Origin of the sequence: Iodidimonas nitroreducens (assembly GCA_000710935.1) — a bacterium.
In the GTDB taxonomy this organism is placed as follows: Bacteria; Pseudomonadota; Alphaproteobacteria; order Sphingomonadales; family Rhodothalassiaceae; genus Iodidimonas; species Iodidimonas nitroreducens.
Genome location: BAYV01000006.1, coordinates 78,704 through 102,777, shown reverse-complemented (window position 1 = coordinate 102,777; position 24,074 = coordinate 78,704). Strand labels below are relative to the sequence as shown.

The following is a 24,074-nucleotide window of genomic DNA, read 5'->3' as shown; positions in this document are numbered from 1 at the left end:
GCGAGATGACTGTGATAGGTCGACGGGGCAATTGGCAGAACTTTGCAAATCGGCTCGACCCCATAGTCTTCACGGTTATCATCGATAAACGCGATCATTTGCGAAACGGGCGGTCGAGCTCCGCCTGAGCAAAATATGCTGATGCCTTACGAAGTATCTCGTTGGCTTGACGAAGCTCCCGGTTCTCACGTTCCAAGGCTTTCAACTTGTCGGCCATCTCCGTTGGAACACCGGCGCGCTGACCACTGTCGACCTCTGCACGCTTTACCCATTCATGCAGTGTCGGCGGTGAACAGCCGATCTTTTCTGAAATGGACACCACCGCAGCCCAGCGCGATGGATAATCCTGTCTGTGATCCAGCACCATGCGGGTAGCACGGGCGCGAATCTCTGGTGAAAACTTGTTTGTGGTCTTGCTCATAAGGGCTCCTTCTACTCAAAAGTTGGAGCCTCCGGCAATCCCGGGGCGGTTCAGAGTGGATGCGCGTACCTGAAAAATCCGAGTTTAGAGCCTACATTGATCGGGTGCGACTCAGTGATCAAGACTTTAACACAGATGTGTTCAAGCCAGGAACCGCTGGCGAGGCAACCCTCTTCAGTGCGCTTAAGCAGTCACTCACCCCTGACAGGCCGCTCCAAAGTGAGCTCTTGGACACGAAGACACCGGAGGAATAGTCTTGGCTATGCATTTCAACCGCTGCGTCTTGCCCCGGTAATCCCCCCATTTTTAACGGGGAGCATGCTAAAACTTATACGGCCATTTTATCGCCTCGCGCCCGCTTTGGGAGCCATTTCATGGCGGGTTTTGTGCCGCCAATGCCCATGCTGGGGCGGTCGCTATTATAAGTCCATAGCCATCTCCTTCTTATCCGTCCATCATGAAGCGGATGCGTTGGATTATGGGGGTGACTGATGAGAGGTGGAGACAATTTGCGGGCGGGGCGGCAATATGCCCGCCCGATCTACATTGACCGGCTTGATGAGACCGGCACCGCCCGCGCCCTTGAGCCCGTGGCATTGGATCGGGGCGATATTCGGCCTGATGAAGCATGGCTGCAAAAGCTGATTTTCCGCTTTCCTCAGATTTTACCGGTGCAGGAGATCGAACCCGGCTTTGCCCGCATCGTTCCGGTTTGCCTCGAACTGCCAACGCCCGCAGGCTATGCCGATAATCTGTTCGTTACGGAAGGCGGCGATCTGATCATTGCTGAATGCAAGCTGTGGCGAAATCCGCAGGCGCGCCGGGAAGTCGTTGCCCAGATCATCGATTATGCCCACGCCATGGCGGCATGGGATTATGAGGATCTGCAAAAAGCGGTCCTGAAAGCCGTGATGCCAGAGGGTTCACCGCCGCTTTCCTCTCTTTATGATCTGATCGATGGGGAGACGGCTATCGGTGAAGCCGATTTTGCCGACGCCATTTCCCGTAATTTGCGGCTGGGCAGGATGTTGCTGCTGATCGTGGGCGATGGGGTGCGCGAAGGCGTGGAAAGTCTTTCGGGTTACTTACAAAAACACGCGGGGTTTCATTTTACCCTGGGCATAATTGAAATGCCGATTTTCCACGGGGCAGAGGATGGGTTCTATATCCAGCCGCGCATTCTGGCCCGCACGGTGAATATCGAGCGCGGCATTGTCAGGATCATTGATGGCCGAGTGGCTATGGAGGCACCGCAGGCAACACAAGACCTGCGCGCTTCGGGTCGGCGCACCTTGATTTCTCAGGATCGTATGCTGGAAATCCTTGAAAAGGCCGAGCCCGGTTTGCCTGCGGCCCTTCAGGCATTTCTTGATCGTGCTGCCGATCAGGCTGTGACACTGGAATCGGCCTCGAAATCGCTGCAACTGCGTGTGCGCGGGCCGGGGGATGATCTCTATGCCCTTGGCGGGATCAATGAAAAGGGGGAATGGGTCTCCCACAATGTTAACTGGTATGCTGATAGTTTGGGCCGTATCGATCTTGCCCATGATTATCTGGAGATGATCGCCGGGATCATTGGCGGCGAGGTGCGAAAAACCCCTAATCCAAGGAATTGGTATGTGGTGGAAAAGGGCACTTTAAATCAGCCCCGGGCGATGGCGCTGCTCGCGCATCCTGAAGCCTGGCTCGCTGCTATCGAGGCTTATGCCGAAAGGCTGATGGCGGCTTGCGTTGATGTGGATTAAGCCGAGTGGAGGCAAAGGGAATCCGGAGCCCATCCCCACAGTCCTCCCGGCCCAACATTGAACGTCATCTCGGCCTTGCCATAATCGTCATCCCGGGCGGAGACCCGGGGGCCACTCTTTCCCATCCTCATCGCTTTACGAGATGGATTCCGGCTCGGGGGCCGGAATGACGTAGTTGATTATTTAATAAAAATAACACTTTTTAGTTGAAATTTAGCAATTCATGAAGTTGCGGAGAATTTTTTAGCGATTGACGATTTCGCGTACAGTGCGTAAAAATATTTTAAATTCTTATAATAAGGAATGTTCAGTTGCCTATAATGCACCGTTTTTATGGCAAATGTCTGTTGGCATCTTGCCTTGTATTTGGTTTGGCGGCTTGCGATGGCGGAGGGGCTTCATCAGGCGATGTTGCTGGGCTGCCCATTGGTGCGGCCGATGTGGCCGGGCAATGGACGATGGAAATCGATACCAGCGAGGCGGCGCGCAGCGAATATGCCTCGACAGCAGGTTTAACGGTCTCTGTGATGCCGTCTGCATCGAGCGATCCCACTGCCCCTGTCGATGAAGATAAAATGATTTATGAGATGGATTTTGAATTCTCGGATGACAATTTAACCCGCTGCACGGCCAAAGATGTGGCGGAAGGCATGAATTATGTCACGGTGCAATGTCATCTGGAAAACAATGTTCTTGTGGTTCGGCTTGGATCGGCAGAGCAAGGGGGAACGGTTATTTCCAGCCTTGTTCGTCAAAGCCTTGATGGCCCCATCTCAGGCAAAACGGTTATGTCTGCCAGCGGATTGCCGATGGATGTGGTGATGGGGAAAGCCACCCTGCTGCGATAGGGCAGGGCATTTCTGTTCTTTCAGTTTCATATAAAGCAAATGGGTCAGATGCTGGCGTGATCAGCCAATCTTTGCGGAAAAGGTGCAGGGCCTGTGATGAAAATAACCAAAAGAAAAATAATCGTTGCATTGGTTATTCTGGTTCCTGTTGCCCTTTATTTTTATCTGTGTTCCAGCGATGCGCCCAGATATGAATATGATTTTGTGACCACAGGCGCTGTTTCGGCGAGCATTGCCACGTCGGGAACCTTAAAGCCGGGTTTGATGGTATCGGTTGGTGCGGAAGTTTCGGGCAAATTGCTTGAGGTGACTGTCGATTTCAATGATCGGGTCAAGCTGGGGCAGCGTCTTGCCGTTATCGATCCTTCCGATGTTGAAGCGCAGATCGGCTCTTTGGAAGCCCAACGCGAACGCTCTGAAGCCGAGCGATTGCAGGCGGAAGCAGATCTGATCACAGCGAAAGCCGAGCTTTTGAATGCCGAGCAGGGGCTTCAACGCAGCATGCAGCTTCAGGGGGGCGGATATGCCTCCAATCAAACGCTGGATGAAGCCAGAATGCGCAAGACCCAGGCCGAAGCGGCCGTTTTGCGCGCGGAATCGAGCCTGAAGATCGCGGCCGCAAATATTCGCAGTGCCGAGGCTTCTTTGGCGCGCGCCAAGGTTGATCTGAAACGCACGATCATCATTTCGCCGGTTGATGGCTCGGTGATCAATCGGGCTGTTGAGCCGGGCCAGACATTGACATCCGGCTTTCAAACGCCCCTTTTGTTTGAAATCGCATCGGATGCTGAAGCTTTGGTGCTCGAAGCGCGGATCGATGAGGCCGATATCGGCGGCGTTGCCGCGGATCAACCCGTCAGTTTTACGGTGGATGCCTACCCCGATATCAGTTTTACAGGTCGGGTTAAAATGGTCCGGCGGTCGCCGGTGGTGAATGATGGCATTACCACCTATCCGGTTATCATTGATGTGAGCGAGATGGATGATCGGCTTTATCCGGGGATGACGGCGATGGTCAGCATCACTGCCAAAAGCCGGGATGATGTGCTTCGGGTGCCCAATCGTGCCCTCAATTTTGATCCCATGCCTGCGAAAGATGAGGATGGCGGAAAGATTGCCGTGCGGTTCGTCAATCCAGAAGAAGCCGAGCGGATCAAGCGATCATCTGCCATGCGCGATCAGATCCGGAAAGGCAAGGGCGATGGCGGCAATATCTTGTGGGTGCAGCGGGGGACTTCGGCTGAAGAATTGACCCCGATCACGGTTAAAACCGGCCTGCGGGGGGATCAGTTTACCGAAATTCTGGACTCTGACATCAGGCCGGGGGATCGCATTGCCATTGGCTTTCTTGGGCAGAAATGAGATTGCCTCGATGAGGTGCAGGATATGAATATTGAAAGCCACCAACAGCCCCCTGATAGAGCTCCGCTTTTAAAGGTGGAGGATCTGCACAAGATTTTCAGGGTGGGCGATCAGGATATTCATGCAGTGCGGGGGGTTAGTTTTTCAATCCATGCGGGCGAGTTCATCGCCATCAAGGGGGCATCCGGCTCGGGCAAATCCACCTTGCTCGGCCTGATTGGCGGGCTTGATCGCCCCAGCGATGGGCGGATCATGATTAATGGGCGCGAAATGTCGACCATGTCGGCGGCGGAGCTTGCGCAATTCAGAAATGCCCGCCTTGGGTTCATCTTTCAGCAATTCAATCTGCTTGCGGGGATGACGGCCTTGGAAAATGTTGAATTGCCCCTGCTTTATGCGCGTGTGCCGCTTTTGGAGCGGCGGCAACAGGCCATGGCGGTGCTGGATCGTGTGGGATTGGCAGATCGTGCAGCCCACCGCCCCGCGCAATTATCGGGCGGACAGCAGCAAAGGGTGGCGGTGGCCCGGTCGCTGGTCAATAAGCCATCGCTGATCATCGCCGATGAGCCCACAGGCGCCTTGGATAGCCAAACAGCAAGCGCCCTGATGGCCCTGCTGACCGATCTGAATGACGAGGGGATGACCATCATTATCGTCACCCATGATGATGCCGTTGCTGCCACGGCGCATCGGCAGATCTTTGTCAAAGATGGGCAGATCATATCGGATCATGTGCATGAGCAGAGCTGATTTCAATCGCAGTGTGCTGGAATTTCTGGCGCGATTGGGCGAGGTTTTCTCCGCTCCCCATCTGGCGATGAATATATCGATCGCCTATATCGCCATTCAATTGCAGGTTTTACGTTCCACATTGACAACCCTTGGCGTGATTGTGGGTGTGTCCTCGATGATCCTGATCGCCACCATCGGGGAAGGCGCGAAATGGAAGATCGAGCAATCGGTCAATATGATGGGCAGCAATATGGTGATCTTGTCGGCAGCGCCTGATGGCAATCCCGCAGGCGGTGCCGCAGGTCGCCTCACGGTGCGTGATGTGGATCAGATCGCCACAAAACTCCCCGGCATTCTCCATGCCGCACCACAAATTATGGTTTATTCCTCGTTGGTTGCGGGCAATGCCAATAGCCGTACGAATGTGGTTGGCATCACCGATGATTATTTTGCGATCACCAAAGCCGAGGTGGCCCGGGGCAGGCTCTTGTCTGATGCCGATCAAAGGCTGAAAGCCCGGTCCATCGTGGTGGGAGCCACCGTGGCGCGCCGCTTGTTCGGATCGGATGATCCTGTGGGCAGATCGGTTCGGGTTAATGGGGTTCCCTTTGAAATCGTCGGCCTTTTAGCGGGCAAGGGCAAAAGCCTGTCATCTGATCCCGATGATACCGCCCTTATTCCTTTGTCAACGGCGATGCAGCGGATGCGCGCTGCGGGCGCCCGTGCCCATGATGCAATTGATCTTGCCTTCATTCAGTTTGGGCAAGAGGCCGCCATTGAAAAAGGCGAAGAAGCGATCCTAAGTCTTTTGCGGGAAAAATATCGGGTGGGGGAGAATGATATCGATCCCTTCACCCTCACATCAACCAAAGAATTCGTGGCGCAATCCTTGTCGATCATCACGGCGATCCAGCTTGGGCTGGTTGCCATTGCCTCGATCAGCCTGCTTGTGGGCAGTATCGGGATCACCAATATCATGCTGGTCTCGGTCAGCGAACGCACCCGCGAGATTGGCCTGCGGATGGCTTTGGGGGCGCGGCCGGTTGATATTCGCAATCAGTTTGTCGTGGAAGCCGCCTTGCTCTGCCTGATTGGCGGCGTGTTGGGGATCGTTTTCGGCAGCCTTTTTGCCATTTTGGTTTCTAATGCTCTCGAATGGCCTTTTTCTGTCGATTTTCCGATCCTTGTCATTTCGCTTGTCACGTCTGTTGCGGTTGGTGTTCTGGCCGGGGCCTATCCTGCCATCCGGGCATCGCGCCTCACCCCGGTCGAGGCTTTGCGCCATGATTGAGGGATCAGGGTAGAGAAAAATTTTGCAACTAAAATGAGAACTCAATTTATAAGTGAAATTTTAGCCAATAATTAATTAATTACGCCCTAAATCGATTATAGGGCTTCATTTTATTTCCTTCCATTGCGCGCTGCTAAGGACGTGCGGTCCGATTTTATACAGGGTGGTATAATGCAATTATTAAAGCTGAATCTGGGCGGAAAGTTGGCTTTGATCTTTCTGCCGTTGGCTGTTGTCATCATCGTGCTTGGCCTGATGGCTGGCTGGATGCTGGATAAGCAATCCGATGAAATGAAAATCATTGGCAATGGGTCTGAGGAGGTCGGCACCGGCGTCGTGCCCTTGATCCGCGCATTGGCCGATATTCGGCAATCCGTTATTCAGGTTCAGCAGTTTCTGACCGATATTTCAGCAACGCGCGGGCAAGATGGGCTTGATAGCGGCTTTGATGAGGCCGCCCAGAATGCAGCGGCCTTTGCCAAGGCAGTAGAGACGGCGAAGACCACGGCCAAAAGCTTGGGGCTTATTAGCTTGCAGGATCGCCTCGATGATGTGAGCGAACGCTTCCCGCCCTATTATCAGATGGGCCAGACCATGGCGCGTCTTTATATTGATGAAGGCACATCGGCAGGGAACGCGGTGATGGGCCAGTTCGATGCCACAGCCATCAGCCTTAATGAGGCGGTCGAAGTCCTGCTTGAAGAGGGCAATACTTTGGCGAATGACAAGATTGCCGATCTTTTGGCGGTTGTGTCTGCAGCACAGGCTGATGCAGCATCCTTCAAGACCCAGTCGCAACTGGTTTCCGCTATTGGTATCCTCATTGCCATTCTGGCGGCGATATTCTTGATGATGACCATCGCCAGGCCCATTGCGGTGATTGGCAGAACCTTGACCGCGATCATGTCGGGGGCTGCGGATAGCGCGATACCCTATCAATCCCGCGGCGATGAAGTGGGGGCAATGGCGCGGGCTTTATCGCAATATCAAATCGTTCTGGCCGAACAGGCTGAAAGCCGGGAAGCCCAAATGCGCGCAGATCAGGAACGCCAGGCGCAGGAGGTTAAACGCGAACGCGAGAAACGCCTTGAGGATGATCAAAAACGTGAGGAACAGGCACGCCTAGAGGCTGATGCGCGCGCTCGCCAGCGTGAAACACTGCAAGCCTTAGCGCGGGAATTTGAAAACACGGTGAAGCTGGTTGCCGAGCAGGTAGCCAGTTCATCTGAACAGGTGCGCTCTGCGGCCGCCAATATGCTCAATAATGCCGAAGCCGTTAATCAATCCGTCACGTCGGCAGATCGGGCTACCGAGACCGCGAGTTCGAATGTGACCGTTGTTGCCGCCGCCGCCGAAGAATTGAGCTATTCAATCAACACGATTGTCGAGCGGGTAAGGGAATCGTCGCGTCTTGCCAGCGAAAGCGCGCGGAAATCTGATAATGCCAATGGGCGGATTGCGCATCTGGCCGATACGGCGGAAAAAATCGGCAAGGTTATCCATCTGATCAATGATATTGCCGAACAAACCAATCTTTTGGCGCTGAATGCCACCATTGAAGCCGCCCGCGCTGGTGAAGCCGGCAAAGGCTTTGCCGTTGTGGCCAGCGAGGTAAAAAATCTGGCCGCCCAAACCGCCAAGGCAACGGAAGAAATTTCCACTCAAATCACATCGATCCAGGATGTTTCAAAAGAAGCGGTCGGCTTGATTGCTGAGGTGACCAAAGCCATCGGTGATGTCAATGATATTTCGGGTGCCATATCCGAAGCGGTCGATCAACAAAGTGCAGCCACCGCCGATATTTCAAAAAGCACGCAGCAGGCAGCAGCGGGCACGGCCGAAGTGCGCAATGATATTTTGGAGGTCAGCCGGGTTGCAGGGGAAACCGGATCGCAGGCGCGCGAGGTGCTCGGGGCGGCGGAATCTTTGGTTTCCGAAGCCGGGCGTTTGCGCAGAGATGTTGATCAATTCCTGAAGCATGTGATGTCCTGATCGCGCAAGAAATCCGATGATGAACCAGAATAAAGTGCTCTTTTGGTCAGCCATGGCCGCTTTTTTTGTGCCTTTCGGGATGGCTTTGGCCGAAGAAGAGGCGAAATCTGAACCTGCATTTTTATTGGAGACAGTTTACACAGGTGAAATCTGGTCTTTGGCGCGTGGGGGGCTGAATAAGGGTGTCAGCTATTTGCATAATGTCGATCTGATGCTTACAGCGGATATGGAAAAAGCTGTGGGCTGGGACGGAGGAATGCTATTTTTATACGGCCTTCACACCAATCAATCGAGTTTTAGCGATAAACGGGTCGGTGATTTTCAGGTCGTCTCGAATATCGATAGCGGCAGCGTTTTTCGCCTTTTTGAAGCATGGTATGAACAAAGTCTGGCTGATGGAGCCTTGTCGCTCAAGGCCGGGCTTTATGATCTCAATACGGAATTTGATGTCACCGAAACTGGCGGCTTATTCATCAACAGTTCCCATGGGATTGGTCCTGATTTTTCTCAGGCCGGAGAAAATGGCCCATCGATTTTTCCGTCCACATCATTAGCCTTTCGTTTGCAATATCAGCCTGCCGAAAATTGGCTGATCCGTGCTGCCGTGCTCGATGGGGTTCCCAATAATTCGGATCGGCCAAAACGTCAGGCCATCAGATTTGGTGCGGGCGAAGGCATCTTACTGGTGGGTGAGATCGAATATCGGCCTGATGATCGGACGCGGATGTTGGCGGGCCATTGGTTGTTCACTGATGATTTTGAGGTCATCGAGACGGGTTTGATGGCCGATGGCGATAGCGGCAGCTATGGTTTGATCGAGCGCCAGCTTTATCGCGAGGCGGCGGATTCCGCGCAGGGGCTTTCGGCCTGGATACGCGCCGGGGCTGCTGATGGACGCTTTAATGATGCTTCGGGTTTTGTGGGGGCGGGGCTGGCTTATACCGGGCTTTTTGCCAGGCGTGATCATGATCAGCTGGGGGCCGCCGTGGCCATAGCTTTGCCAGGCGATGGCTTTTCCAATATTTTGGCTGAAAAATCGGCGCGCGAGGTCAATATCGAGCTGACATGGCGGGCGGAAATCATCCCCGGAATTGTGGTGCAACCCGATCTGCAACTCATCAGAAATCCGGGAATGATCGAAAGTCGGCGCGATGCCATAGCCCTTGGTTTGCGTCTTGAAATTGGCTGGGGCGGTGGCTTCTAAAAGGCTCTGATCCTCGTTCTGATGCTGTTTTCTCTGTCGTTTAGGCGCGGATATGTTAAGAAGCGATCCCATCACAGATTGCGGAAAGACGATCCATGCGCGAAATCAGGTCTTTTGGGGTGCTGTTGTCGGCCATGATCGCTGTTCTGGCTCTTTTTTCCACAGCACGGGCCGAACCCTGGATCGAGGCGGGCGATGCCCGGATGCGTGGTGATATTGAATTGCTGGCGGCCTATGGCCTCATCGATGGGCCGATCACCATGTGGCCTTTGCCTTGGGCGCAGGTCACCCGCAGCCTGGCTTCCATGCCGGATCGCAGCTTTCCCTTTCATGTGGAAGCGGCCTTGGCCCGGGTGCGGGCGAAAGTGCCCACCACATCGGATTATCGCTCTTTGGGGATTGAAACCCATGTGGGGGCCACCAGCCGCGAAAAGCTGGTGCGCGGCTTTGATGGCGGCGTGCGGGAAAATGCCGAGGCCAGTGTTTCTTTGGAAAAGCATTGGGGATCAAGCTATGCCAAGCTCAGCATTGGCGGCCGCGATGGCCAACCGGGAAGCGATGTCAGCTTTGATAACAGCTATTTCGCCCAGGCCTTTGGCAATTGGGTGGCTTATGCCGGAACCCTGGATCAATGGTGGGGTGGCGGCTGGGATGGCGGGATGATTTTATCCAATAATGCCCGACCTTTCCCCCGCATCGGTTTCCAGCGTCTCGATCCCAAACCTTTTGATACCAAATGGCTAAGCTGGCTGGGCAATTGGAATGTCAATTTCACCTTGGGCCAATTGGATAGTGGTGCCACCCGCACCGATTTCAACAATATCATGATGGCCCATATCCGGGTTACTTTTCAGCCCTTTGATCGGTTGGATATCGGCTTTAATCGCGCCATCCAAACCTGCGGCAGCGGGCGGGATTGCGGCTTTTCAAATTGGGTGGATGCCCTGATTGGCTTTGGTGATCTCGATAATACCGGCACGCCCGATGAGCCGGGAAATCAGATTGCGGGGGCGGATATTCGCTATAGCGATGTGATCGGTGATTTCAGCTATGGGCTTTATGCCGAAACCATTGCCGAAGATGAAAACCAGCCCATCGTTGATAAATACAGTCTGCTTTTGGGGGCCACCCTTGGCGGCTATTGGGAAGGTCAGCAGCTTCAATGGCGGCTGCGGGTTGAAGCCAGCGATACCATTGCTGGAAATATTTTCGGTCTGGGGCGGGATGTGCGGCCCAATGTGACCTTCAGCAATTTTATCTTCACCGATGGCTTTGAATTTCTTGATCGCACCATTGGTCATAATCTCAGCACCGATAGCCAATTATACACGCTGGAAACCAGCTTTGTGGATCGCCATGATCGCAGCTATTGGCTGCGCTATCGCCGGGCGAAGATCAATGCATTTGATGGCCCGCGCAATGAGGTAAGCGCCAATCGCGAGGTGATCAATCTGGTTGAGATAGGGGCCGAGGGCGGTTTTGGCCGGGGTTTTGGGCGGCTGGAAATGCGGATCATGGATGATCGCGCCAATACCCCCGGGCGCAATGATTTCGATGCCCAGATCGAAGCCAGCCTGAACTGGCGTTTTTAGCACCGTGTTTGAACGGATGCACCCTTATTCAAGGCGCATCAGCCGGGCAGGGATGGTGAGGCTGATGCGCGTGCCTTCATTGGGCTTGGATTTTATATCAAGTCTGATGGATTGCAGATCACACAAAGCCTTGGATAAGGTGAGCCCGAGCCCGGAGCCGGATTGATCCACTGATTTTTTCGATGCAATTTGGCCAAAGGGTCGCAGGGCATCGGCCAGATGATCCGGGCTCATGCCGATGCCATTATCCTTTACACAAAGCGCATAGGCACCATCGCTGCGTTCTTCGCAATAAACGAAAACCGAACCGCCCGGCAAAGTGAATTTGATGGCATTACCGATCAGATTGAGCAAAATCTGGCGCAGGCGCGCGCGATCAGCATAAAGGGATAAAGGCACATCCGGGGGCATGATGCTTAAAACGATGCCTTTGTCACGGGCCAATTGGATGGTGATGCTGTTGCATTCTTCAAACAGGCTATGGATGGCAACCCAATCGGGGGTGATGGGCATTTCCCCGGCTTCGATCCTTGAAAGATCGAGAATATCATTGATCACCACCAGAAGATGTTCGCCGCTATGGTGAATATCATCGATATAGCCGGCATAGCGCGCCGGCTTGATTTCGCCGAAAAGCCCGCGTCTGATGATTTCTGAAAAACCGACGATGGCATTCAGGGGTGTGCGGATTTCATGGCTGAAATTGGCCAGAAAACGGGATTTCAGCTCATTGGCGGTTTCCGCGATCATGCGGGCTTTTCGCAATTCCGCTTCATAATGCATGCGCCCCGATATATCGCGAAGATGAACGATCCGCAGGGATTTTTCATCCTGCTCCATCCAGCCGGTGCTGATTTCTCCGGTGATGGCATGGCCATCGGCGGGCAGCAGGCCAATCACCATCCGATGATCGGGATCACCGTCTGTTGCTTCAAGCCTTATCGGTTCCAGATCATGGAGAGCCCCGCGCGATGGATCGATGAAATCTTCAAAAGAACGGTTCTGAAGGGCGCTGAGCGGACTTTTTAAAATGTCCGAAGCTTTGGGATTGGCATCGAGAATTTTACCGTTGGCATCATCAAGGATCAAAATACCATCGCTGGCATTTTCAAATAATCGGCGAAAGCGCTGTGCCGATTGCTGCAGGGCGCGCCGGGCCAGAGCCTTTTCGGTTAAACGCCGGTCGCGCACATAAAAGATCATCAAACCGGCGGCGAAAGTCAGCAGCGGCAATGGGATGAGATCGGCCATTTTCATCCCGCTTTGCTGCCAGCCGCCTTTGGGGATCGCCGCCAATTGCCATAATCCGGCGGGCAATTCTACCCGGGTCAGAACCGGTGCTTGATCAAGGATGTCGGAATTTCCATAAAAAAGCGCATTGCTCATATCCTCGCCCGAGGCAAGGATCGCCACATCAAGGGGCTGATCGGCGCGATCAAGGCCCGCCTGCGCATAAAGTTTCTGATGATCGATCACCGATGATAAAAACCGCCCCTCCTGCGGCAGGGCACCGGGTATGGGCATGCGGATGATGAACCGCTCCCCTCCGCCCTGAACCAGTGTCACCGGGCCGGTCAGCACCGGGGCGGAGGCTTTCAAGGCTTTTTCTATGCTGCTGAATTGTTCGGGGATATCGCGATAATCCATCCCCAAAGTGATTTCATTTCCCGCCAGCGGATAAACCGAGATGATCTGCATATCTTTGGCGGCGGAAAGATGGGTGATGGCGGTGGTTCCGCTCAAAAGAGCATCCACAAAGCGCCCATAATTTTCGGTCGTGATATCGGGATGGGTAGACAGTTCGACAGCCAGAGCTTTCGACAGGGCCATATCGCGGAGCAGCGCCCCTTCCAATCCGGCAGAGATCGCGCTCAGACGATTGAGGCTCGTGATGCGTTCCTGTTGATGGCGGCTTTTGGCGGCTTCGCGTTCCAATTGCCAACTGAACGCGAAAACGATCCCAACACATAAAAGGATCAGGAGCAAAGGCGCCAGCAAACGGGAGACGCTATTGTGGTCTGTCTCGATCTGGTTCACGAAGGGCTTTCATCCCGGTCATTCAAGCTCAGCACTGGATCCGCACGATTTTGTGATCATACGCAACTTTGATGAGCATTTCCTTAATATTCCTAAGGGAATGGATGACCGGGAGGGTGCTGTTTCCTTTATTTGCCCAGCTTATGCCGCCATTGATCAAGGGGCGGGCGGGCCTCGGAAACCCCCAGCTTTTGTTCAAGAGCCGCCCCCATGGTGAGAAGCTTCCGTTCTTCAAACAGCGGCCCCCAAAGGGTGATATTATGGGGAACCGAGACGATTTCGGGATTATCAGGCTTTGGCAAACCAAAGGCCGTGCGCGTGGGCATATCAGTAAAGCCTGCGCGCATAGTGAGGCACGGATGGCCGGTATAATTGGTGATGATCAACAGCCCGCCGGCGAAATTGGGGCTTAAAATCACATCCAGATCAGCAAAGCGTTCGGCCATCATGGCCATCACCCGCCGCCGGAACCGATCCACCTGAATAAGATCGACCGCCGATAAGAAATGCGCCCGCCGCCAGCTATTGGGCCAGGCTTCATCGGCCTGCCAAACCAGTTCATCATCGCGGTTGCCTAAGGTCAGTTCCTGAAAAGCGGCAGCGGCTTCGGCTTCAAGCTGAGGCAGCAGGGTTTGATAGGGCCAATCGGGCAGGGCGATTTCAACCATCTCTACCGGCAGGCTGCGGGCCACATCCAGCACTTTGCGGTCGATATCATGGCCATTTTGAAACCATGCCGGATCATAGCCCACCCGAAAGCCATCCACCTTGGCCGCCGCATCCCATTGAAAACCATGCTGAAGAGCCGAAGGGTCTCCCTGATCGGGGCCATTGATGGCTTCAAGCACCAGCGCCGTATCGGCAGCAGTGCGACAGATCGGGCCAAGCTTATCAAGGGACCAGCACAAGGCCATGGCACCGGTGCGCGGCACCCGGCCAAAGGTGGGGCGCAGGCCGGTGGTGCCGCAGCGCGCCGATGGGCTGACAATGGAGCCCAAAGTTTCAGTGCCGATGGAAAAGCCGCATAAACCCGCCGCCGTGGCCGAAGCCGATCCCGCCGATGAGCCCGACGATCCTTCACGCGGGTTCCACGGATTGCGGGTGACCCCGCCAAACCAGATATCGCCATAAGCAATGGCGCCATTGGTGGTTTTTCCCAGCAGAACCGCCCCGGCATTTTCCAGCATTTTAACAATGGTGGCATCGTTTTTGGCCACACGGTCGGCAAAGGGGGTGGCCCCCCATGTGGTGGGAATATTTTTGGTATCAATGATATCCTTCAGGCCATAAGGGATGCCGTGCAAAGGCCCCCGTCTTTGGCCATCGGCCAGCAACTGATCGGCGCGGGTGGCCTGTTCCAGGGCCAGATCATCGGTTACAGTCACGAAATTTTCCAGCATCGGGCGATAGCGGGCGATCCGTTCCAGATAGATTTCGGTGATCTCGCGCGATGTGATCTCGCCGCTTTCGATCCAGCGTGACAACAGCGTCACCGGGGCATAGGCCACATCCTCGGCACTGCCCGGAGCAGCGGCATTGCGGGCGATGGCATGGGTCACACCGCCCGATTGGGGGGCAAATTGGCTGCCGGGAAGGCGCGGATCAAAAACCAGAGCCGGGGCATCGGCATTATCGAAAGCCACCCCGCGCAAGGCCCGGATGCCTTCGAGCTGATCATCAAGGGTGGCCAGAATCTGGGCGCGTTCATCATCATCGAAGGCCAGATCGAGCATTTTTTCGCATTGGGCCACCACCCCCTGATCAAGGGGCGGGGTGTTTTTGCCGGCGCCGGGGCCGGCTTCCCGCGCCATCACGGCGCTCGCCCCAACACTGGCACCGGCAAGGCCGATGGCCGCTCCCCCCAGCAAAAGCGTGCGGCGGCTATGGGATATGGTGTCTTCCGGTTGTGCTTTGCCGGTTTGTTTATTAACGGGCTTGTCTTTAATGGCCATGCGATCCCCCTCTATGCGTTTCCACTATGATGTGGCATTGACTTTAAGACGCCATGGGGGCCGTGCCAAGGATTTGCTGTTTTAGGCGGCCAAGGGGCCGATATTGCTTCGGGGCTGGCAAGACATACCCATGAGCAGCATATTGATGCGCGATTGATCAGGAGACAGGGGCAGAGCCAGAGTTTCATGGATAAAAATATCGACCTGATCCATATGGCACTGGATCGGCCCAAACAAAACCGGGGCGCGTTCGTTTAAAACCGGATGGCAATAGCTTTCCAGCAGATGCAATAGGGGGTCTTGATGATGGGCGATCATCTGGCCGGTCAGATCCCGATCAAAACAATTCACAAGGCGGGTGCCCATCAACCGGATGCGCAGATCCTTGCGTCCCGCAGCCACATCCACCAACAACAGATGGCCCAAAATATCGCGGATATCCTTGGGGTTGATATCTTTGCGGGCCGGCGCAAAGCGGCCCCCGCGCACGCTGTTCCAATAAGCGAACAGCCTTTGCAATTCGGGGCTGCGAATCTGCTCAGCCGTGCTCACAGTGCGCCGATTGGAAAGCATGTCGATACTTGTCCTTTCGCACCCCGCAGGTCTGAACGCATTCACGCTTCTACTGATATTCATGTATATATGGTGTTCTTTATTTGAATTTCCACAAACAAAGGCCATGTGCAGTTTGATTAAAAGGTTAATAAATAATTAACTGCACTTGAAACCATAGATATAGAAGCATGAAAATATGTCTTGTTTTTGTCCAATCTGGGGCACCGGCGCATAAAATGCCGGGACCAACCCCCGAGGGTCAGAACCTCTTGGCTATCTGGCCTCACCTTTTATCAGCTAGGCTGAGGACCCATTCAGCAGGCGTGCGGCCCGGGGGGCAAAATAGCTGATAATGCCATCGGCCCCGGCGCGGCGGAAGGCAAGCAGGGCTTCGAGCATGGCGGCATCAAGATCAAGGGCCCCGGCTCTGGCTGCGGCTTGGAGCATGGCATATTCCCCTGAAACCTGATAGGCGAAGATCGGGATATTGAAGGATTGCCGCACCCGGCTGATGATATCAAGATAGGGCATCCCCGGCTTGATGATCACGCTATCGGCCCCTTCGGCGATATCGAGCGCCACCTCGCGCAAGGCTTCATCGCTATTGGCCGGATCCATCTGATAGGTTTTCTTGTCGCCTTTCAATAAGCCGCCCGAACCAACAGCATCGCGAAAGGGCCCATAATAAGCCGAGGCGTATTTTGCGCCATAGGCCATGATCTGCACCGATTGATGGCCGGCCTGATCAAGGGCTGCCCGAATGGCTTCCACCCGGCCATCCATCATATCGGATGGGGCGATGATATCGCAGCCCGCGTTTGCCTGCACCACGGCCTGCCGGATCAGAACATCGATGGTGGCATCATTCATGACCGTGCCATGGCGATCCACCAATCCATCCTGACCATGGCTGGTATAGGGATCAAGGGCCACATCCGCCATGATGCCGATCTCTGGCACGGCTTTCTTGATGCTGCGAATGGCTTGGCACACCAGATTTTTGGGGTTCAGCGCCTCGCCGCCATCATCGCTGCGCAATGCGGTGGGGGTATTGGGGAACAGGGCAATCACCGGGATTCCCAGATCGGCAGCCATTCTGGCCTGATCGGCGATGCTGGCCAAACAAAAGCGGCTGACATCGGGCATGCTTTCAATCGGCTGATCGGCATCGCCTGCGGTGATGAAAACCGGCCAGATCAGATCATTTGGGCCGAGCCGTGTTTCGGCCACAAGCCGCCGCGACCATTGGGTGGCGCGGGTGCGGCGCAGGCGGGTGGCGGGGAAACGACCGGAAAATGCAGCCATGTTGTTTGATCCTTTGCATCAAGATCGGGCGAGACGAGATTTCTTCGCTTCAAGTGATAGCCCAGTCGTGGCATCCTTGAAAAGCACCCTTGGGCGGAAATGGCTCAAGGATAAAAAACCAGAATTATTGGGGACTGATCATGACCGTTAACCACACCCATTTCATCAATGGCAAACATCGTCCAGGCACATCGGGTGCCTTTCATGATGTGTTTAATCCTTCTACCGGCGAGGTGCAGGGCAAAACACCGCTGGCGGATAGCGCTGAAATCAATGAAGCCGTGAAGGCCGCTGTCGATGCCTTTCCTAATTGGTCGCGTACATCGGTAGTGCGACGGGCCCGCATCCTGTTCAAATTTCTGGAATTGGCCACCGCCGATAAGGATAATCTGGCGCGGCTTTTATCGTCAGAACATGGCAAGGTTTTTGAAGATGCGCGCGGCGATGTGCAGCGCGGGCTGGAGGTGATCGAATTTGCCTGCGGTATTCCCCATTTCATGAAAGGGGAATATTCCAATGCGGTGTCGGATGGGATCGATGTTTATTCCATGCGCAAGCCCCTGGGCGCGGTAGCCTGCATCACACCTTTCAATTTCCCGGCCATGATCCCCATGTGGATGTTCGGCATGGCCATTGCGTGCGGCAATACGGTGGTTTTGAAGCCATCGGAAAAAGATCCCTCGGTACCTTTGCGTTTGGCCGAATTGATGTTGGAAGCCGGGGCGCCTCCGGGGGTTTTGAATGTTTTGCATGGCGATAAGGGGGCGGTGGATGGCCTGCTCGATCATGCCGGGATCAAGGCGGTGAGCTTTGTGGGCAGTACCCCCATTGCCCAATATGTTTATGCGCGCGGGGCCGCTGCGGGGAAAAGGGTGCAGGCCATGGGCGGCGCCAAAAACCATATGATCGTGATGCCCGATGCCGATATTGATCTGGTGGTGGATAGCCTCATCGGATCGGCCTATGGCTCGGCGGGTGAACGCTGCATGGCCAATCCGGTGGCCGTGGCGGTGGGCGATCAGGTGGCTGATGCGATCATCGAACGGCTGATTCCCCGTATTGGCGAATTGAAGATCGGTCCATCCCTTGATCCCGAGATGGAAATGGGGCCATTGGTCACCGCCGAACATCATGCCAAAGTGAAAAGCTATATCGATATGGGGGTGCGTGAAGGGGCGAAATTGCTGGTTGATGGCCGCGATTATCGCTGCGGCATTCAAGGCTATGAAAAGGGCTTTTTCATGGGGGCCAGCCTGTTTGATCAGGTGACACCGACCATGCAAAGCTATCGGGATGAAATTTTCGGCCCGGTTTTGCAGATCATGCGCAGCCCCAATTTTGAAGATGCCATGTCCCTGCCCACACAGCATCCTTACGGAAACGGAACATCCATTTTCACCCGCGATGGGGATGCCGCGCGGGATTATGCTGATCGTGTGGAGGTGGGCATGGTGGGCATCAATGTGCCGATCCCGGTGCCGGTGGCCTTTCACACATTCGGGGGATGGAAACAATCGTCATTTGGCGATACCAATCAGCATGGCACGGCCGGGGTGCATTTCTATACCAAGATCAAAACGGTCACCAGTCGCTGGCCGAAAGGGGTGCGTGCCGGTGCCGATTTCTTTATCCCAACGCTCAATGATTGATCGTTTCTGCTGAACCCACAGTCCTCGCCCTAGACTTTAGGGCCGGGACTATGGCACAGGGTTGGGGCACAGAGTTGGAGTACAGGACTGTGCCCCCCCGTTTAACGATGATTTCAGGTACAAGGCCCCATGAAAGATCAAACTCAGCCAGCTTTGCCCATCAGCTTTTCTGATATCGAGGCGGCGGCCCGTGTCATCAAGGATGCGGTTTTGAATACGCCTGCAGCCCGTTCTGAAACGCTTTCGGCGCTGACCGGGGCGGAGATCGTTCTCAAATTCGAGATTTTCCAGTTCACCGCCTCTTTCAAGGAGCGCGGGGCGCTCAATCGTCTGTCGGCTTTATCCGATGAAGAACGCAAGCGCGGCGTGGTGGCGATGTCGGCGGGCAATCATGCTCAGGGTGTAGCCTATCATGCCAACAGGCTGAATATTCCGACCACCATCTTCATGCCCGAAGGCACCCCCTTCACCAAGGTGCGCAATACCGAAAGGCTGGGGGCGACCGTTGTTTTGAGCGGCGAAACTTTGAGCGAATCTTCTGATGCTGCCCGCATATTCGAGGCCGAGACAGGCGCCGTTTTCATTCACCCCTTCGATGATCCTTTGGTGATGGCGGGGCAGGGCACTTTGGCGCTTGAATTTCTGGCAAGTTTTCCTGATCTTGATGTTTTGGTGGTGCCGATTGGTGGCGGGGGCCTGATTTCGGGCATTGCCGTGGCCGCCCGCCATATCAATCCCAAAATCAAAATCATCGGGGTGCAAACCGAAGCCTATCCGGCGATGAAAGCGGCTTTGGAAGGGCGTGAAATCAGGCCCACCAAGGTGACGATTGCCGAAGGGATCGCGGTGAAAATGCCGGGGCTTTTGACTCGCGAAGTGGTGCGGGCTTTGGTGGATGATATTCTGATCGTCAAGGAATCGATGATCGAAGATGCCATTGATGCCCTGATGGAGATCGAAAAAGTGGTGGTTGAAGGGGCAGGGGCTGCGGGCTTGGCGGCGGTTTTGCAATTTCCCGATCTGTTTCGCGGTAAAAAGGTGGGCCTGCCTTTATGCGGGGGGAATATCGATCCGCGCACCCTTTCTTTTTGCGTGATGCGCGGCATGGTGCGGGATGGGCGCATTTCCCGGCTGAAGGTCACGACCCTTGATCTGCCCGGCGCCTTGGCGCGGGTAACGGCCATCGTTGGCCGCATCGGGGCGAATATCGTGGAAGTGTATCACCAAAGGCAATTTGCCACGGCACCGGTCAAATATACCGAAATCGAACTGGTGGTGGAAACCAAGGATCGCCTGCATGGGGAGCGTTTGATCAAGGCTTTGGAAGAGGTTGGCCTTGAAGTGACCGATACATCCGGCGCCATGGCCATGCGCGGCTGAGGCTGTTCGCGATCCTGCTCGATCATATTAAAGGTCGCCATGTAATATCGGCAACCACCGGCAGATGATCGGATGCTTTGGCTGTGGCTGGCGTGCGCCAGACTTCGGCCGATTGAAAGGCGAGCTTTGGCGAAAGATAGATGCGATCAAGGGGCACGCGCGGGGCCCGGCTGTGGAATGTGGGCAGCGCGGTATAGTGCGGCAAAAGCTGGGATAGGGGGCGAAACATCGCCCCTGCCGGTTTCCAGCTATTGAAATCCCCCATCATGATGATGTTCTGATCGCCATGGTCGTGGATTTCCGCGATCAAACGCTTTAATTGCCGCGCCCGATCCCATGGGGTGAGCCCCAGATGCACATTGATGATGATCAGCGGTTCTGCGCCAAAGCGGGTTTGCGCAATCACACAACCGCGCGGAATATGCAGGGGCCAGGATAGATCAAGGGTGCGATAGGCATGCGCCGGTTCGCGCATCAGGATGGCATTGCCATAATGGGCACGCGCATGGGATTTGGTTGGCCCTTCGATGATATGATAGCCGGTCATCTCGCGGATGAAGGCGAATTGATCGAAATTGCGCCGCCCCCGATGATGCCAGCCCAATTCCTGCAGGGCAACGATATCGGCATCGATTTCGCGCAGGGCATCAACGATGCGTTCCGGCGCAAAATGACGATCCGTGCCGATGCAGCTATGCACATTATAGCTGGCGATCCGAAATTGGCTCACGCTGATCATCCTTTGTTGCAAAGCAATCTGATCATAAGGGGCGCTTAAAGGCTATGAACGTCACTTTAAAAAAGAAGGGCGGGAATGATCCCCGCCCCATAGTCTGGCTGTGATGAAAGGTCTTTCGAGCTTATTCCGCAGGGGAACCGGCCGCACCACTTAAGCCCCCATCTGAACCGGCAGCTTGGCGTTCGCGTTCCGCCTGCTGTTTTTGCAGGCGGGCCGCCTCATAACCCGGCGAGCGGGTATATTTTGCCAGCATGTCATAAAACACCGGAACCATGAACAAGGTGAGGATGGTTGATAAAGCCACCCCGGAAAAGATCACGACGCCAATAGTCAGGCGGCTCGCCGATCCCGGGCCGGTGGCAATGATCAGGGGCACAGCGCCCATCACCGTGGAAATGCTGGTCATCAGAATGGGCCGCAAGCGGATCATCGAGGCTTCAATGATCGCTTCGCGCACCTCTTTGCCTTCATCCCGAAGCTGATTGGCAAATTCAACGATCAGAATACCATTTTTGGCGGCCAGGCCGATCAGCATCACAAGCCCGATCTGGCTATAAATATTGAGGGAAGACCCTGCCAGATACAGCCCCAAAAGCCCCCCTGCCGCAGCCAAAGGCACGGTAAGCATGATCACAAAGGGATGGATAAAGCTTTCGAACTGGGCAGCGAGGATCAGGAAAACCACCAGAAAGGCCATGGCAAATGTGAAGAAAACAGCGCTGCCCGCTTCCTTCAATTCGCGACTTTCGCCCTTATAATCGATGGAGGAAACATCGGGCATATTGGTCCGCACAATATTTTCAAGATCGCTCAAGGCCTGATCAAGAGAATAACCATCTGCCAATTGCGCGGTCAGGGTCAGCGCCCGCACACGATTATAGCGATTGAGGGTGGCGCTGGCCGCCTGTTCTTCGATCTTGATCACCGAAGAAAGGGGGATCAATTCGCCGGACGTATCCGACCGCACATAGATATTGGTCAGATCCGAGGGCTGCCTGCGGTCGGCATCATCGGCCCGCAAGATCACATCATATTCCTCACCGCGTTCGATGAAGGTGGTGATCCGGCGTCCGCCCAGCATGGTTTCAAGAGTGCGACCCACGGTGGCGACGGAAACCCCCAGATCGGCGGCGCGATTGCGATCGATCGAGACCCGTAATTGCGGCTGGGTTTCGCGATAATCCGTATCCACCCCGATCAGGGGCAGCTTGGCAGCTTCTTCTTCAAGAATGTTGCGGTATTGCGCCAGATCCTCATAGGTATTGCCGCCAACAACGAAATTGACCGGATCACGTCCGCCGGTGGCGGAAATGCCCTGACGCATATTGATGAACACGCTCACCCCGGTCATGCTGGCAAGCTTGCCGCGCAATTCTTCGATGATTTCATCAGCCGAGCGATTGCGATTGGACCAGGGTTCGAGCACGACGATGGAAAAGCCGGTATTATCGCCATCGGCACGCACGATGATGACCCGGGCTTCCTTGGTTTCATTGACCAGATACATCGCCCGGTCTTCAACCTCTTTCATCTGTTCGCGCATATATTCAAAGCCGGCGCCTTCCGGTCCGCGGGCAATGATGAAAAATGCGCCCCGGTCTTCGCGCGGGGCCAATTCGGTGGGTATCGCCCGCATCAGGCCAAAGATCGAGGCGCTGACCGAGAGAAACAACAACAAGATGATAAATTTATGGGCAAAACAATAATCCAGAGCGCGGGCATAAGCGCTGCGGCCTTTTTGAAAGCCATCGTCAATCCTGGCTGTGGCCCAGTTTTTCGAGCCGGCGCGGCGTAAAAGCCGCGAGCACATCATGGGGGTCAGGGTAAGGGCCACAAGGCTTGAGAAGGCAACTGTGGTGGCCAGGGTGATGCCCAATTCAGAAAACAGTCGCCCCACATTGCCTTCGAGAAAGGCAATCGGCACAAACACACCGATCAGCACCAATGTGGTGGCAATCACCGCAAAGCCCACCTGGCGGGCTCCATTATAGGCGGCAAGCAGGCGCGGTTCGCCTTCTTCGATGCGGCGATAGATATTTTCCAAAACCACAATGGCATCATCAACCACAAGGCCAATGGCCAGAACCAGCGCCAAAAGCGTAAGCAGATTAAGGCTGACCCCTAAAATGCTCATCACCGTGAAGGCCGATACGATGCACACAGGCACGGTGACCGCAGGCACCAGAACCGTGCGCATGGATCCCAAAAAGGCATAGAGCACCAAAACCACCAGAACCATGGCGATGCCCAGGGTCATGTAGACTTCGTTGATGGCTTCGGCGATGAAGATCGATCCATCAAAGCTTTCATCCAGACTCATGCCTTCGGGCAGGGTCTCGCTGATGCGCTGGGCCTCGGCACGCACGGCATTGGCCACTTCCAGCGTATTGGCGGTGGATTGGCGAATTATGCCCAGCCCCACGCGGGGCAGGCCATTGCCACGATAAAAGCGCTGTTCATCTTCGGGGGCGCGTTCCACCCGGGCGATTTCACCCAAACGGATGAGATGGCCATCATCGCCCACACCCAAAACGAGATTGGCGAAATCGGCGGCGGTTTGATAGCCCCGCTCCACCCGCACAGTGAGATTCCGATCTGTGGATTCGATGCGCCCGGCAGGCAATTCCACATTTTCTGTCAAAAGCGCCTGTTCAACATCAACGGTCGTGAGATTGCGCGCCGCCATGGCAGCGGGATCTAGATAGATCCGCATGGATGGGCTTTGATCGCCGCCCACCCGGACATTGGCCACACCGGTTGCCACCGAAAGCCGATCAACGATATTACGTTCGGCATAATCGGTGAGCTGCATCACATCCATCACCGGGCTGGACAGCGAATACCACATGATGGCATCGGTATCGCTATCCACCTTCGAGATTTCAGGGGGATCAGCTTCATCAGGCAGATTATCCACAACCCGGCTGACCCGATCCCGTACATCATTGGCGGCCGCATCGATATCACGATCGAGGGTGAATTCGATGGTGATGCGCGAACTTCCGTCGCGGCTCGAGGAACTGATGGATTTGATGCCCTCGATCCCGGCAATCCGATCCTCGATGATCTGGGTGATCCGGGTTTCCACAACCGCCGCCGAGGCCCCGATATAATCGGTATCAATGCTGACAATGGGCGGATCGATGTCGGGCAATTCTCTCACCGGCAAAAGGGTGAAGCTGATGATCCCGAACGCCACCAGCAAAAGGCTGATGACAGCAGCAAAAACGGGCCGTTTGACGGACATGTCAGAGAGCAGCATGGTTGATA

General features: G+C 55.0%; 16 protein-coding genes, 1 pseudogene and 1 other annotated feature. Of the genes and pseudogenes, 10 read left to right on the top strand and 7 right to left on the bottom strand.

Features of this window, described 5'->3' with window-relative positions:
* Positions 1-421 (bottom strand): annotated as a pseudogene (locus AQ1_RS02340) (transposase); the annotation flags it as partial.
* Positions 24-140: a sequence feature (AL1L pseudoknot), on the bottom strand. (Overlaps the previous pseudogene by 117 nt.)
* A 491-nt stretch (positions 422-912) precedes the next feature.
* On the opposite strand from AQ1_RS02340, the gene AQ1_RS14370 reads away from it, so the two are divergent.
* From AQ1_RS14370 to AQ1_RS14365, 8 genes are all read left to right on the top strand, one after another.
* Complete coding sequence (locus tag AQ1_RS14370) at positions 913-2,166, top strand: hypothetical protein (protein WP_152550375.1); 1,254 nt, start codon at positions 913-915, stop codon at positions 2,164-2,166.
* Between the two features lie 347 nt (positions 2,167-2,513).
* Entirely contained in the window at positions 2,514-3,014 is a 501-nt protein-coding gene (locus AQ1_RS02325; protein ID WP_150007153.1) for a hypothetical protein, read from the top strand.
* Positions 3,015-3,110: 96 nt separating this feature from the next.
* Positions 3,111-4,376 (top strand): efflux RND transporter periplasmic adaptor subunit, encoded by a 1,266-nt coding sequence (locus AQ1_RS02320; RefSeq protein WP_042083674.1) that lies wholly within the window; start codon positions 3,111-3,113, stop codon positions 4,374-4,376.
* A gap of 24 nt (positions 4,377-4,400) precedes the next feature.
* Positions 4,401-5,126, top strand: a complete 726-nt coding sequence (locus AQ1_RS02315) for an ABC transporter ATP-binding protein (RefSeq protein ID WP_042083673.1) — start codon at positions 4,401-4,403, stop codon at positions 5,124-5,126.
* Positions 5,113-6,399, top strand: coding sequence for an ABC transporter permease (locus AQ1_RS02310; RefSeq protein WP_052370798.1), 1,287 nt, complete (start codon positions 5,113-5,115; stop codon positions 6,397-6,399). Before AQ1_RS02315 ends, AQ1_RS02310 begins: the two co-directional genes overlap by 14 nt.
* Before the next feature lie 171 nt (positions 6,400-6,570).
* Entirely contained in the window at positions 6,571-8,391 is a 1,821-nt protein-coding gene (locus AQ1_RS02305) for a methyl-accepting chemotaxis protein (protein ID WP_052370796.1), read from the top strand.
* 16 nt (positions 8,392-8,407) lie between these two features.
* The gene (locus tag AQ1_RS02300) at positions 8,408-9,595 is read left to right on the top strand and encodes a carbohydrate porin (RefSeq protein WP_081837014.1); all 1,188 of its coding nucleotides are present in this window, start codon (positions 8,408-8,410) and stop codon (positions 9,593-9,595) included.
* 95 nt (positions 9,596-9,690) lie between these two features.
* The gene (locus tag AQ1_RS14365; protein ID WP_052370794.1) at positions 9,691-11,187 is read left to right on the top strand and encodes a capsule assembly Wzi family protein; all 1,497 of its coding nucleotides are present in this window, start codon (positions 9,691-9,693) and stop codon (positions 11,185-11,187) included.
* Positions 11,188-11,211: 24 nt separating this feature from the next.
* Here the strand turns inward: AQ1_RS14365 and AQ1_RS02290 are convergent, their stop codons facing one another.
* The 4 genes from AQ1_RS02290 to hemB all read right to left on the bottom strand — a co-directional run bounded on the left by AQ1_RS02290 (position 11,212) and on the right by hemB (position 17,036).
* A complete protein-coding gene (locus AQ1_RS02290) occupies positions 11,212-13,224 on the bottom strand; it encodes a sensor histidine kinase (RefSeq protein WP_042083666.1) in 2,013 nt (670 codons plus the stop codon).
* Positions 13,225-13,352: 128 nt separating this feature from the next.
* Positions 13,353-15,176 (bottom strand): amidase, encoded by a 1,824-nt coding sequence (locus tag AQ1_RS02285; RefSeq protein WP_081837013.1) that lies wholly within the window; start codon positions 15,174-15,176, stop codon positions 13,353-13,355.
* A gap of 81 nt (positions 15,177-15,257) precedes the next feature.
* On the bottom strand, positions 15,258-15,749 hold the full coding sequence (locus tag AQ1_RS14360) for a PAS domain-containing protein (RefSeq protein ID WP_052370792.1): 492 nt from the start codon (positions 15,747-15,749) through the stop codon (positions 15,258-15,260).
* A gap of 279 nt (positions 15,750-16,028) precedes the next feature.
* Positions 16,029-17,036 carry a porphobilinogen synthase gene (hemB, locus tag AQ1_RS02275; RefSeq protein ID WP_042083664.1) on the bottom strand — a complete coding sequence of 336 codons (1,008 nt, stop codon included), beginning with the start codon at positions 17,034-17,036 and terminating at the stop codon, positions 16,029-16,031.
* A gap of 140 nt (positions 17,037-17,176) precedes the next feature.
* Here hemB and AQ1_RS02270 point away from each other — a divergent pair, with 140 nt between their 5' ends.
* Entirely contained in the window at positions 17,177-18,685 is a 1,509-nt protein-coding gene (locus AQ1_RS02270; RefSeq protein WP_150007159.1) for a CoA-acylating methylmalonate-semialdehyde dehydrogenase, read from the top strand.
* A gap of 129 nt (positions 18,686-18,814) precedes the next feature.
* Positions 18,815-20,065, top strand: coding sequence for a threonine ammonia-lyase (locus tag AQ1_RS02265; protein ID WP_042083662.1), 1,251 nt, complete (start codon positions 18,815-18,817; stop codon positions 20,063-20,065).
* Between the two features lie 22 nt (positions 20,066-20,087).
* Here AQ1_RS02265 and AQ1_RS02260 read toward each other — a convergent pair whose 3' ends face one another.
* Entirely contained in the window at positions 20,088-20,795 is a 708-nt protein-coding gene (locus AQ1_RS02260; RefSeq protein ID WP_161760386.1) for an endonuclease/exonuclease/phosphatase family protein, read from the bottom strand.
* Positions 20,796-20,925: 130 nt separating this feature from the next.
* Positions 20,926-24,066, bottom strand: coding sequence for an efflux RND transporter permease subunit (locus AQ1_RS02255; RefSeq protein ID WP_042083658.1), 3,141 nt, complete (start codon positions 24,064-24,066; stop codon positions 20,926-20,928).
* Positions 24,067-24,074 lie beyond the last annotated feature (8 nt).

Excerpts from the sequence above, each read along its gene's own strand:
- AQ1_RS14370 (WP_152550375.1), top strand. The coding sequence starts at position 913 with ATGAGAGGTGGAGACAATTTGCGGGCGGGGCGGCAATATGCCCGCCCG.
- AQ1_RS02320 (WP_042083674.1), top strand. The coding sequence starts at position 3,111 with ATGAAAATAACCAAAAGAAAAATAATCGTTGCATTGGTTATTCTGGTT.
- AQ1_RS02315 (WP_042083673.1), top strand. The coding sequence starts at position 4,401 with ATGAATATTGAAAGCCACCAACAGCCCCCTGATAGAGCTCCGCTTTTA.
- AQ1_RS02310 (WP_052370798.1), top strand. The coding sequence starts at position 5,113 with ATGAGCAGAGCTGATTTCAATCGCAGTGTGCTGGAATTTCTGGCGCGA.
- AQ1_RS02305 (WP_052370796.1), top strand. The coding sequence starts at position 6,571 with ATGCAATTATTAAAGCTGAATCTGGGCGGAAAGTTGGCTTTGATCTTT.
- AQ1_RS02300 (WP_081837014.1), top strand. The coding sequence starts at position 8,408 with ATGATGAACCAGAATAAAGTGCTCTTTTGGTCAGCCATGGCCGCTTTT.
- AQ1_RS14365 (WP_052370794.1), top strand. The coding sequence starts at position 9,691 with ATGCGCGAAATCAGGTCTTTTGGGGTGCTGTTGTCGGCCATGATCGCT.
- AQ1_RS02285 (WP_081837013.1), bottom strand. The coding sequence starts at position 15,176 with ATGGCCATTAAAGACAAGCCCGTTAATAAACAAACCGGCAAAGCACAA.
- AQ1_RS14360 (WP_052370792.1), bottom strand. The coding sequence starts at position 15,749 with ATGCTTTCCAATCGGCGCACTGTGAGCACGGCTGAGCAGATTCGCAGC.
- hemB (WP_042083664.1), bottom strand. The coding sequence starts at position 17,036 with ATGGCTGCATTTTCCGGTCGTTTCCCCGCCACCCGCCTGCGCCGCACC.
- AQ1_RS02270 (WP_150007159.1), top strand. The coding sequence starts at position 17,177 with ATGACCGTTAACCACACCCATTTCATCAATGGCAAACATCGTCCAGGC.
- AQ1_RS02265 (WP_042083662.1), top strand. The coding sequence starts at position 18,815 with ATGAAAGATCAAACTCAGCCAGCTTTGCCCATCAGCTTTTCTGATATC.
- AQ1_RS02255 (WP_042083658.1), bottom strand. The coding sequence starts at position 24,066 with ATGCTGCTCTCTGACATGTCCGTCAAACGGCCCGTTTTTGCTGCTGTC.